Origin of the sequence: Coleofasciculus sp. FACHB-712, assembly GCF_014695635.1 — a bacterium.
In the GTDB taxonomy this organism is placed as follows: domain Bacteria; phylum Cyanobacteriota; class Cyanobacteriia; order Cyanobacteriales; family FACHB-T130; genus FACHB-T130.
The window spans coordinates 1-10,767 of record NZ_JACJOQ010000543.1 but is presented as its reverse complement, the minus strand read 5'-3'; the positions used below and the strand labels follow the sequence as shown (position 1 = coordinate 10,767).

The 10,767-nt window shown below is 46.0% G+C and carries 9 protein-coding genes; 8 read left to right on the top strand and 1 reads right to left on the bottom strand.

The window, feature by feature from the left end; all coding sequences use genetic code 11:
* The first annotated feature begins 454 nt into the window (after positions 1-454).
* The 4 genes from speB to frr all read left to right on the top strand — a co-directional run bounded on the left by speB (position 455) and on the right by frr (position 3,381).
* Complete coding sequence (gene speB / locus H6F50_RS19015; protein WP_190429903.1) at positions 455-1,369, top strand: agmatinase; 915 nt, start codon at positions 455-457, stop codon at positions 1,367-1,369.
* 72 nt (positions 1,370-1,441) lie between these two features.
* Positions 1,442-1,999 (top strand): thioredoxin family protein, encoded by a 558-nt coding sequence (locus tag H6F50_RS19010; protein ID WP_190411995.1) that lies wholly within the window; start codon positions 1,442-1,444, stop codon positions 1,997-1,999.
* A gap of 118 nt (positions 2,000-2,117) precedes the next feature.
* The gene (gene pyrH, locus H6F50_RS19005) at positions 2,118-2,846 is read left to right on the top strand and encodes a UMP kinase (RefSeq protein WP_190411994.1); all 729 of its coding nucleotides are present in this window, start codon (positions 2,118-2,120) and stop codon (positions 2,844-2,846) included.
* The gene (gene frr / locus H6F50_RS19000) at positions 2,833-3,381 is read left to right on the top strand and encodes a ribosome recycling factor (RefSeq protein ID WP_190411993.1); all 549 of its coding nucleotides are present in this window, start codon (positions 2,833-2,835) and stop codon (positions 3,379-3,381) included. The genes pyrH and frr overlap by 14 nt, the downstream gene beginning before the upstream one ends.
* An 85-nt stretch (positions 3,382-3,466) precedes the next feature.
* Here frr and H6F50_RS18995 read toward each other — a convergent pair whose 3' ends face one another.
* Positions 3,467-3,643 carry a family 2 glycosyl transferase gene (locus tag H6F50_RS18995; RefSeq protein WP_190411992.1) on the bottom strand — a complete coding sequence of 59 codons (177 nt, stop codon included), beginning with the start codon at positions 3,641-3,643 and terminating at the stop codon, positions 3,467-3,469.
* A 428-nt stretch (positions 3,644-4,071) separates the two neighbouring features.
* On the opposite strand from H6F50_RS18995, the gene H6F50_RS18990 reads away from it, so the two are divergent.
* The 4 genes from H6F50_RS18990 to H6F50_RS18975 form a co-directional block, all read left to right on the top strand.
* Positions 4,072-5,205, top strand: a complete 1,134-nt coding sequence (locus tag H6F50_RS18990; protein ID WP_190429905.1) for a geranylgeranyl reductase family protein — start codon at positions 4,072-4,074, stop codon at positions 5,203-5,205.
* A gap of 229 nt (positions 5,206-5,434) precedes the next feature.
* On the top strand, positions 5,435-6,277 hold the full coding sequence (locus tag H6F50_RS18985; RefSeq protein WP_190411990.1) for a tetratricopeptide repeat protein: 843 nt from the start codon (positions 5,435-5,437) through the stop codon (positions 6,275-6,277).
* A gap of 433 nt (positions 6,278-6,710) precedes the next feature.
* Complete coding sequence (locus H6F50_RS18980; RefSeq protein ID WP_190429902.1) at positions 6,711-7,169, top strand: NADAR domain-containing protein; 459 nt, start codon at positions 6,711-6,713, stop codon at positions 7,167-7,169.
* Between the two features lie 266 nt (positions 7,170-7,435).
* Positions 7,436-10,767: GAF domain-containing protein (locus H6F50_RS18975; RefSeq protein WP_190429901.1), on the top strand; the 3,332-nt coding region annotated here is incomplete at its 3' end.

Here is a 10,767-nt window from a genome sequence, read left to right as displayed (position 1 = left end):
TGAGTCTGGTAGCAGATGGGAAAACCTTGCCAAGTCCAAGTTTTCGTGACGATATGGGCAGCCGTAGGTGCAGTTGGAGTGGTGGAGGAAGATGGAGTCATGGGATAGATAGCGATCGCATCTCTTTGATTTCTATCCCGTCGCACCTTGAATGCGCTCTCAACGCCACGGGTAGACTTATGCTTTCCTAATTTTACAATTCTTCAACTCTGGAAAACACTAATTCCAATAATTTTGAGCAACTGAATCGAAAATCCCGTAAAAACTCTGATGCCAAGTGTAGATAAGCCTGGTACACAGGTGAAGACTCTCACAAGAAGCGGAAAGTGACACGGAGAATTCCAATTTTCAAGTTCCAATTTCAAAACCTTAGTTTTTCATCTGTGCGTAGCACTCAAAGCGGGGAGTATGTCAGTATCTAGATTGGTGACTCCCTCATGAAATTTAGTTGGTGATGACTACGGTGCAAACTCCTACTTCTGTTCTGCCATTCCTTGGTTCCGATTTAGCTTCTACCTACGATGCCGCGCGAGTGGTGATTTTGCCGATTCCTTATGAGGCGACGACAACGTATCGAAATGGCTGCGAAAATGGGCCAGATGCGATTCTAGAAGCCTCTGGGCAGGTGGAATATTATGATGAGGAGCTAGATTGGGAAACTGGCAAAGACATTGGAATTTATACAGCTGAATCGATTGCAGACACCCGCAACGGTCGTTCAGTTTCATCTGAGGAAATGCTGCAAGTTACCCGCGAAACGGTATCTCAGATGATAGCTGACGGCAAGTTTGTTATTGGTCTGGGTGGCGAACACAGCATTACAACTGGTCTTGTAGAGGCATACCAAAAAGCTTACCCCGATGAACCCTTTACGGTCGTGCAAATAGATGCTCACGGCGATTTGCGCTATGAGTACGAAGGCTCGATTCACAACCATGCTTGCGTGATGCGGCGGATTGTGGAAATGGGATTGCCAACTGTACAAATCGGCATCCGCGCCATTTGCAAAGAAGAAGCTGACTTGATCAAAGAGAAGAATTTGACGGTGTTCCGGGCGCGAGAAATTGCGACGCAACCGGATTGGATGGAAAGGGCGATCGCAAGTATCCCCACCAGACGCGTTTTCCTCACCATTGACCTCGACGGGATTGACCCCACCCTGATACCTGGTGTCGGCACCCCAGAACCCGGTGGATTAAATTGGTACTCCCTACTCTCTTTTTTGCGGCAAGTGTTTCAAAATCACGAAGTGATTGGTTGTGATGTTATGGAATTGGCACCGATTGTAGATTCCGTAGTATCAGAATTTACTGCTGCAAAATTAGTCTACAAACTAATCGGTTATCAGGCGTTCTCCCAAGGCAAATAGAGACCGTAATTGCTTTGTTCTTTACGACTGTAGCCCCCTCGTACTTTGTTGTAATTACCCAGGGATAAGTAAATGAGTGTAATGGAAAAGACCGGCACTCCTATTGGTAGTTATGCTCCAGATTTTGAATTACCGGGAATCGATAATCAAGTCCACCACCTGGCTCGGTATTTAGAAAAGTATCGAGCTGTGGGCGTTGTTTTTATGTGCAATCATTGCCCATACGTGCAGTCCTATATGGGTCGGCTAATCCAGATTCAAAGCGAGTTCCAAAGCCAGGGATTTACCCTGATTGGCATCAACGCCAATGATGCGGTTCAGTCGCCTGAAGACAGCTTCGAGAATATGCAAAATTTGGTAGCAACTCACGGTCTAAATTTTCCTTATCTGAGAGATACCACACAGGATGTCGCTCGTTGCTTTGGGGGACAGACAACGCCAGAGGTTTTCTTATTAGATAATTCTGGGATACTCCGCTACAGGGGACGAATTGATGATAATTCCCAAGATCCAGCAGCGGTGAAGGTGCATTATTTACGGGATGCGATCGCTTCTTTACTGCAAGGAAAAACGGCGATTACAACCGCCTCAACTGAGGCGGTAGGCACCCCGATAAACTGGCGTCCTTAACACGTAGTCTCAAGGCTCTCCACACTTTAGTAACTGAATTTGCGGATAATATCACAAAACTTACTCCTCTACTGTTATCTTATGGTGGAGGTATTTTGAGTGAGACAATAGTCTGGGCATGGGGATAACTTATCGGCGGGTTTTACTAAAGCTGAGCGGTGAAGCTTTAATGGGCAACCTGGGCTATGGAATCGATCCAATGGTGGTTCAGGAAATCGCGCAGGAAGTCGCAGATGTCGTGGCAAGTGGCATTCAGATGGCAATTGTCGTCGGTGGCGGCAATATCTTTCGCGGTGTCAAGGCAGCTTCGGCTGGCATGGATCGGGCGACAGCCGACTACATCGGGATGATTGCAACGGTGATGAATGCGATGACCTTGCAAGACTCCTTGGAGCAAATCGGAGTACCGACACGAGTCCAAACAGCGATCGCCATGCAGGAAGTAGCGGAGCCTTACATCCGGCGTCGCGCCATTCGCCACTTAGAAAAAGGACGGGTCGTAATTTTTGGGGCTGGATCGGGAAACCCCTTCTTCACCACTGATACGACCGCTGCCTTGCGAGCGGCGGAAATTGATGCGAATGTAATTTTTAAAGCAACCAAAGTAGACGGGATCTATGATTCAGATCCCCATCTCAACCCAGGGGCGCGTCGCTATCAGAGCCTGACCTACGGACACGTCCTCACTCACGATCTGCGGGTGATGGATAGTACCGCGATCGCCCTGTGCAAAGACAACAACATCCCCATCGTTGTGTTCGACCTCTCGGTGCGGGGCAATATCCACCGCGCCGTTACGGGAGAAGCGGTGGGAACAATTGTAGGAGGATCTTGTGAAATTAGCTGATGTTGAAAATCATATGCAAAAGACAATTGAGGCAACTCAACGGTCTTTTAATACGATTCGGACGGGACGGGCAAACGCCTCTCTCCTTGACCGGGTGTCGGTGGAATACTATGGTTCCCCAACCCCTCTAAAATCTCTGGCAAGTATTAATACACCAGATTCTAGTACGATTACCATTCAGCCGTTTGACCGCGGCAGCATGAATCTGATCGAAAAAGCGATTTCTTTATCAGATGTCGGTTTAACTCCGAGCAATGATGGCTCAGTCATTCGATTGAATATTCCACCCCTAACGACCGAGCGTCGTAAAGAACTGGCAAAAATCGCTGCCAAGTATGCTGAAGAAGGAAGAGTTTCTGTTCGCAATATCCGCCGCGACGCCGTAGACTCAATTCGCAAGCAAGAAAAAAATAGTGAAATCTCTGAGGATGAAGCGCGAGACTTGCAGGAAAAAATTCAAAAGCTAACTGACAAGTACGTTGCCAAGGTTGATGAGCTGTTAGCCGAGAAAGAAAAAGATATCACGACCGTTTAAAGTCATTAGTCACTCGTCATGGGTCGCTCGTCAAAAGCGATCGCGCTAGAGCTAAGGACTCAGGACAAAAGGCTAAAAACGGATACTAGGCAGGTTGAAGCGCTTGTCCATCTAAAGCAGGGCGAACCAGGAAAGCAACGTGCATAGGATAGCCCTGGGAGTAGATCGCATCGATGTACCGCAGGGCTGTTTCTCGATTTTTGCAGGTGCGTAAAACTTTCTCGTTGCCGTTGGCGTATTGGATGCGTAATTCCCAGAACATCGCTTTTCCCCTTATGAAAATAGTAGAAACACCAAATAGTCGGTCAGCGACTTTATAAAACTTTCATGAACCTATCCTATAAGCTTTATATAAACTTTGCACTCAGTAAAATTGATGAATTGAATAAATATCGCGATCGCGCTCTCTAGTTGTCTGGAAGAAAAAGCTGAACGACTACGTACTGGAAAACACGGTTTGTCTTCTAGAAGTCAAGAGAAAATCTAAATCAAGGCGAATAATATTTATCTTAAAAATCCTGAAAGCCTGAAATTGTATACGTTTTACCGAGATAAGCATAATTACGCAAATAGCTAGCTGGTAGGGAAAGCAATTAAGCTTAATTACCAGTGAGTGTCAAGCGTGAGGATGTAAATTCTTCGCTTAACAAGCTTAAATTGCAAGTGTGTTCAGAAGCAAAAATTAACACGATGTTTGACTGCATTATTGTCGGTGCTGGCCCAGCAGGTGGAACCGCAGCTTATCATCTAGCTAAGGGAGGACGTTCGGTTTTAGTCTTAGAAAAAGACGCAATGCCGCGTTACAAACCGTGTGGGGGTGGAGTATCACCAGCGATACAAGAGTGGTTTGATTTTGATTTTTCTCCAGCGATTTCCTTAAAACTCAAATCACTCCGCTACACCTGGAAAATGGGCGATCCAGTGGAAGTAGGGCTGGAAACAGGACAACCGATTTGGATGGTAAGGCGAGACGTTTTCGACAACTTCCTGATGCAGCAGGCGCAGCAACAAGGCGCAGAACTGCGAGACAACACTGAAGTAACGGGGATTGAGTTTAAGAGCGATCGCTGGCAAGTCAACACTGCCAATGGACCCGTTGAAGGTCGCTATCTGATTGCCGCAGACGGAGCCAAAGGGCCAATGGCTAAGTGGTTAGACTTTAAAGAGCGCAAACGGCGTCTGGCTGGAGCCTTAGAAGCAGAAATACCCGCCCAAAATACCAACCAACAAAAGATTCATTTTGAATTTGGGATGGTCAAAAATGGCTATATTTGGAACTTTCCTAAAGCAGACGGATATTCTATCGGCGTTGGCACGTTCATCGGCGGTGAACCCCAAGACTTTAAGAAAATTTTGGCTGAGTACGCCAAATCTTTCGGCGTAGAGGTCAATCAGAGCAAGCAATATGGTCATCCCCTTTCTCTATGGGATGGCAATCAAAGGCTGCATACGCAAAATGCAGTTTTAGCCGGAGAAGCCGCCTGTGTCGTCGATCCGTTTACTGCTGAGGGAATTCGTCCCTCAATGTTTAGCGGCTTGAAGGCAGCGGAAGCGATTGACAAATCACTCTCCGGGGATGGCAATGCTCTGGAAAGATATACCAGCACGATCGCCGAAGAATGGGGATCGGATATGCAGTGGGCACAACGCTTAGCAGGAGTGTTTTACAGAGTTCCTGGGATTGCTTATCGAGTCGGTGTTAAGCGCCCTGGTGCCACTGAGCGCATGGGCAAGATTCTGTGCGGAGAGAGTCGTTACTCTGAAGTGGCAGAGAGTGCTATCAAACGCCTCAGTAAGAGCATGATACCGGGAATGGGTGGGTAAAACGATTGAGCATTTAGTTAGTAAGGGTTGACTTCTTTTGGGTGGGCAAAAGCCCACCCAGATAAGATTTGGTAGGTATTCCTCACTCTACAAAATTAAATTTTTGAGAGTGCAACCCCCTTTTAAATCGTCAGTGGTGCAATTTCCTCATGTGTTATATTGGGGCTTTCATCCAGAAACTTGCTAGGTTATGTCTTCTAGGACTGCAAAGTTATCCAGGTTCGGGCTGATGATTTTAGCAGCGGGATGCTTAAGCTTCCTGACGCTAGGTTGTCAAAAATCAGAGGCTGACGCTAAAAAGTATGTTGACTCAGGGAATACTCTAGCTCAACAAGGCAAATTAAACGAAGCGATCGCTGACTACAACAAAGCCGTTGAGATTAATCCCAAGGATGCAGAAAGTTACAATAAGTTAGGAACTATTCTGGTCAACCAAAAGAAATTTCCTGAAGCCAGTGATGCTTTTCAAAAGGCAATTGCAAATAGTCCTAAAAATATAGAGCTATATCATAAATTAGGATTTGTTCAGGTTCAAGAAAAGAAACTGGAAGAAGCATCTGCTACTTTTAAAAAGGCAATTGAAATTGATCCGAAAAATGCCAAATCCTATAATGACTTAGGATTTATTCAGGTCAATCAAGGCAAATTACCTGAAGCGGCTGCCAACTTCAAAAAGTCAATTGAAATTGACCCGAAAAACGCCAGATCTTACAATGATTTGGGAGTTGCTTTAGGTGCCCAAGGTGACAGTAAATTACCCGAAGCGACTGAGGCTTTCAAGAAGGCAATTGAAATTGACCCGAAAAGTGCAGATGCACACTATTTCTTAGGGGTTGCCTTGGTCAAACAAGGAAAGTTAAATGAGGGAGTAGCAGCTCTCAAAAAGACCACCGAAATTGCTCCGAAAGCAGCACCTGCTTACTTTGGTCTAGGGGTAGCTCTAAATCAACAAGGTAAGAAGTCTGAGTCAATCGAAGCGATGAAAAAAGCCAGAGACTTGTTTAAAGAGCAAGGTCAAACTCAGCAAGCTGACCAGATTGATCAGGGATTAAAGGCTTTAGGGAAACAGTAACCAGTTTTAACACTCCCGTTCCCTGAAAAGAGGATAGAGTTTTTACTCCCAGGAGTAGGGGCACGATTGTTGATTTAAAAAGTAGGGGCACGGCAATGCTGTGCCCCTATAATGGTTGAGCGATAAGGTTTTCTGAAAGTTCTGTAACCAGGCAACCAGCCCCAGGGAAACACTGAATACGGTTTGGTTAGGGCGAAAAATACCAAAGTTCGCATTTGTTGGATTTCGTTTCTCCACCCAACAAACAATAATTTTCACCGAACCATATTGGGGAGACAGACCCAAAGCTGGGTTGGGATGTTGGCAACAGGTACTTACCATCCTCAACTTTGATAATGCTGAATACTCGAGCGGCTGAAAGTCGCCTACTCGACTGCATCCCTTGCAGCAACAAGCATGGTAGAACTGGGACAAGCACTTTTATAGTTTCGACATGACGATTTACTTTTATAAATTTGAAGATCCCTACGGATGTTTTTCCAACTTTTCTCCTCATAACATTTATCTGCTGGGTCAAGATTGGATGACGGTGGAGCATTATTATCAAGCGCAAAAATTTGTTGGCACCGAGGATGAAGCGTTAATCCTAGCGATCGCTAGCGCGAAGACGCCAATCGAAGCCGCGACACTGGGACGCGATCGCACCCGCTGCATCCGTCCGGACTGGGAACAAGTGAAAATCCAAATTATGCGCGAAGCCGTGCTAATCAAGTTTCTAACTCACCTAGAGATTCAATCCATTCTGCTTTCTACCGGCGATTGTCCGATCGTGGAGGATTCTCCCACCGATTATTACTGGGGTTGCGGTGTAGAAAAAACTGGACAAAATCATTTGGGAAAAATCCTGATGAGTGTCCGTCAAGAAATCCGGCAACGGTTAGGAAAAAAGTAGCGTTACTCCTTTGTGAATTTATATATTTAGCTAATCTGAATTAGCGATTTTTTTAGGGAAAATATTTTTAGCTTTTCATAGCATGTCTTATATAAACTGTCAACATTTTTGAGTTATTTTTCCTTGAAAATATTAAAGTTAACAATAATTTTAAAACTTTTATAAGATCAATAGTTTTACGAATACCCAGTATGACTTTTCAGTTACAGAATAGAAATATACAAAAACATTCATGCCTGAATTTATAAAAGTGGTGGATAGAGGGAATGAGCTTAAGTGATAATACGCAAACAATGCAGCACGAAATAGACCAAGCAAGCTTATTACACGGAATTACCAATCGGATTCGGCGATCGCTAGAATTGCCAGAAATTTTGACATCGACAGTCGCTGAAATTCGCTCATTGCTTGAAACCGACCGCGTGATGATTTATCGGTTTCATGCCGATGGCAGTGGAGAAGTGATTGCCGAGGCAATTGATAACAATCGCCTGCCATCTTTGATAGGGCTAAATTTTCCGGCTGATGACATTCCTCCCCACGCCCGCGAGATGTTTCTGAAAGCTCGCCAGCGCTCAATTGTCGATGTTTCCTCAGGGTTGATTGGTCTGAGTTCCTTGGATTGCGCCCAGACAGGTACTGCTTTGAAGGCGGAAGATGTTCGCTATCGCCCAGTAGATTCCTGCCATATTGAATATCTCACGGCAATGGGAGTCACATCTTCCCTCGTGGTGCCGATTCTATATCATGATGCCCGCACGCAGGAGACCCAGCCGGAACTATGGGGTTTATTAGTCTCTCATCACGCTGAATCGCGTTCGGTTTCGGAACAAGAACTGCAAATCGTCCAGTTAGTGGCAGATCAAGTTTCAATTGCGATCGCTCAATCTACCTTACTCGAACTCGCCTGCGCCCAAGCAACGCGGGAAGCGCGGATTAACCGAGTCGCCACCCTGCTCCATGCACTACCAACGATTCAGCTTTCTGAAGCCCTTACGGAAACGGTTGCAGCCTTTAAAGGTTGTGGGGGCAGAATTTACATAGCGGCAGAAAATCCAAGTCAAGCAATCCTATTTGCCTGCGGCGATCAACCGATGCTAGGAGCCATCGGGAAAGATCGTCCGCTTGAAGAGCATCCCGTTTGGCAGGAATATTTAAAATTACAAGACACTGCCTGCAATCCCATCAAGGCAGTGACGGATCTCTATAAAGAACCTCATCTGCGAGTCATCGCGCCAGCGTTCCGCACGACTCGAATTCGGGGCATCCTGATTGTCCCCCTCCAGTATCGTCAGCAGTTTCTGGGATACTTGTGCATTTTTCGTAATGAAATTGATACGGAAACTTTGTGGGCTGGAAATTTCGACCCGGATCGGAGACAACTGCAACCTCGTAATTCCTTTGAGGCATGGAGGGAACTGAAACGAGGTCAAGCACAAGCGTGGACGCCGGGAGAAATTGAACTCGCTCAAGCCTTGGGTCATCACTTCTCAATGGCGATTGAGCAGTATCTCCTGTACACACAGGTGCAGTCTCTCAATAGCAACCTGGAGCATCAAATTCAAGAGCGAACTGTCCAGCTAGAACAGTCCTTAGAGTTTGCCAAAGTCCTCAAGCAAGTCACAGACCAAATTCGCAGCACTCTGGATTTAGAGAAGATCCTACAAAGCATTGTGCAGGAAGTCAGGAAACTGCTAAGCACAGACCGAGTGGTAATTTACCAGTTCACCAGAAGTTGGCAAGGGGAGGTGGTTGTAGAAGCAGTGACAGGCAGATGGAACTCAATTCTGGGAGAGATATACGAAGATGAATGCTTTCCTCAGGAGTACGCCTCTGCTTACCAGCAAGGAAGGATTCGAGCAGTTCATAACGTAGCTGAGTCAGATTTGCATCCCTGTCATATAGAGTTTTTACTGAAAATTCAGGTTCAAGCCAACTTAGTTGTCCCAATTAACATGGGGGAACAGCTATGGGGGCTACTAATTGCCCATGAGTGCCAAGCTCCTAGGGAATGGAAGACTGCTGAAATTGATTTGCTGCAACAGCTGGCAAATGAAGCCGCGATCGCAATTCAGCAAGCCGAACTCTACGAACAAAGCCGTAGTGCCGCTGCGACTGCTACCGCTCAAGCACAACAGTTAGAACAAGCTGCCGAACAACAGCAAGCATTGTTTGGAGTAATTACGAAGATTCGAGAATCCCTCGATCTAAATACAATCTTCAAAGCAACGACCACTGAAGTCCGACAACTGCTAGGGGCTGACCGAGTGGCAGTATTTCGCTTATATTCCGCCTCTGGCTCGCTGGATGATGAATTTGTCTCAGAAGACGTATTACCAGCTTTAAAGCCGATTTTAGGAACCAAAGTTTACGACCGCCACTTTTCCCAAAACTATGCTGTACTTTATCAACAGGGTCGGATTCAAGTAGTTGATGACATCTACAACGCAGGCTTAACTGATTGCCATATCGAGCTGCTGGAGCAATTTCAAGTCCAAGCTCAACTCGTGGTGCCACTGCTAAAAGGGGATATCCTTTGGGGATTGCTCTGTATCCATCAATGCTCGCAAAAGAGACATTGGGATGTCTCGGAAATTGAGTTCGTCACCCAGACTGCTGTTCAGCTGGGAGTTGCAATACAGCAAGCAGAATTACTCGCTCAAACCCAGCATCAAGCAGAACAACTCGCTTGTGCCCTCCAAGAATTACAACAAACCCAAACCCAGCTGATTCAGACAGAAAAAATGTCGAGTTTGGGACAGCTAGTCGCAGGTGTGGCTCACGAAGTCAACAATCCGGTTAATTTTATTTACGGCAATCTCATTCACGTTGGCGAGTACGTAAAAGATTTGATCGATCTGTTGCATTTATACCAAGAGCGTTATCCCCATCCCGATCGAGAGGTTGTCAAACACGCAGAAGCAATCGATTTGGAATTCATTGCTGATGATCTGCCTAAAATGCTGTCGTCAATGAAGGTGGGAGCCGACAGAATCCGTCAACTGGTGCTGTCTCTGCGGAATTTCTCTCGCCTTGACCAAGCCGAGATGAAACGGGTGGATATCCATGAGGGTTTAGACAGCACGCTGTTAATCTTGCAACATCGACTCAAAGGAAAGGGTAATACTCCTACGATTGAAGTTGTAAAGGCTTATGGCGATCTGCCCTTAGTTGAGTGTTATGCTGGTCAGCTCAATCAAGTGTTTATGAATGTCCTTAGCAATGCGATTGACGCGCTGGAGCAGCAAAACAACTGGGAGCGATCGAACCACCCGATGGAAAGGGGAGAAGCTGCTGGTTATTTGCACCACGCAAGTGACACAGATACTGCCCTAACATCATCAGACGTTAAAACTTCACCCGCTCAGATTACTATCCGCACCTTTTTGAAGGAGGAAGCAGAAAGAATAAAAGGTGAAAAAATACAGGAGCAAGAAGGAAGGATAAAGCATGAAACCGATTCACCTATTCATCCTTTCATCCCTCATCCTGCTAACGTGGTGATTCAAATTATTGATAATGGCTCTGGTATGCCAGAGGCGGTGCAGGCGCAAATCTTCGATCCTTTTTTCACGACAAAGCCGGTTGGTAAAGGCAC

Coding starts and splice junctions, on each gene's coding strand:
- H6F50_RS18995 (WP_190411992.1), bottom strand. CDS start 3,643: ATGTTCTGGGAATTACGCATCCAATACGCCAACGGCAACGAGAAAGTT.
- speB (WP_190429903.1), top strand. CDS start 455: ATGACTACGGTGCAAACTCCTACTTCTGTTCTGCCATTCCTTGGTTCC.
- H6F50_RS18990 (WP_190429905.1), top strand. CDS start 4,072: ATGTTTGACTGCATTATTGTCGGTGCTGGCCCAGCAGGTGGAACCGCA.
- H6F50_RS18985 (WP_190411990.1), top strand. CDS start 5,435: ATGATTTTAGCAGCGGGATGCTTAAGCTTCCTGACGCTAGGTTGTCAA.
- H6F50_RS19010 (WP_190411995.1), top strand. CDS start 1,442: ATGAGTGTAATGGAAAAGACCGGCACTCCTATTGGTAGTTATGCTCCA.
- pyrH (WP_190411994.1), top strand. CDS start 2,118: ATGGGGATAACTTATCGGCGGGTTTTACTAAAGCTGAGCGGTGAAGCT.
- H6F50_RS18980 (WP_190429902.1), top strand. CDS start 6,711: ATGACGATTTACTTTTATAAATTTGAAGATCCCTACGGATGTTTTTCC.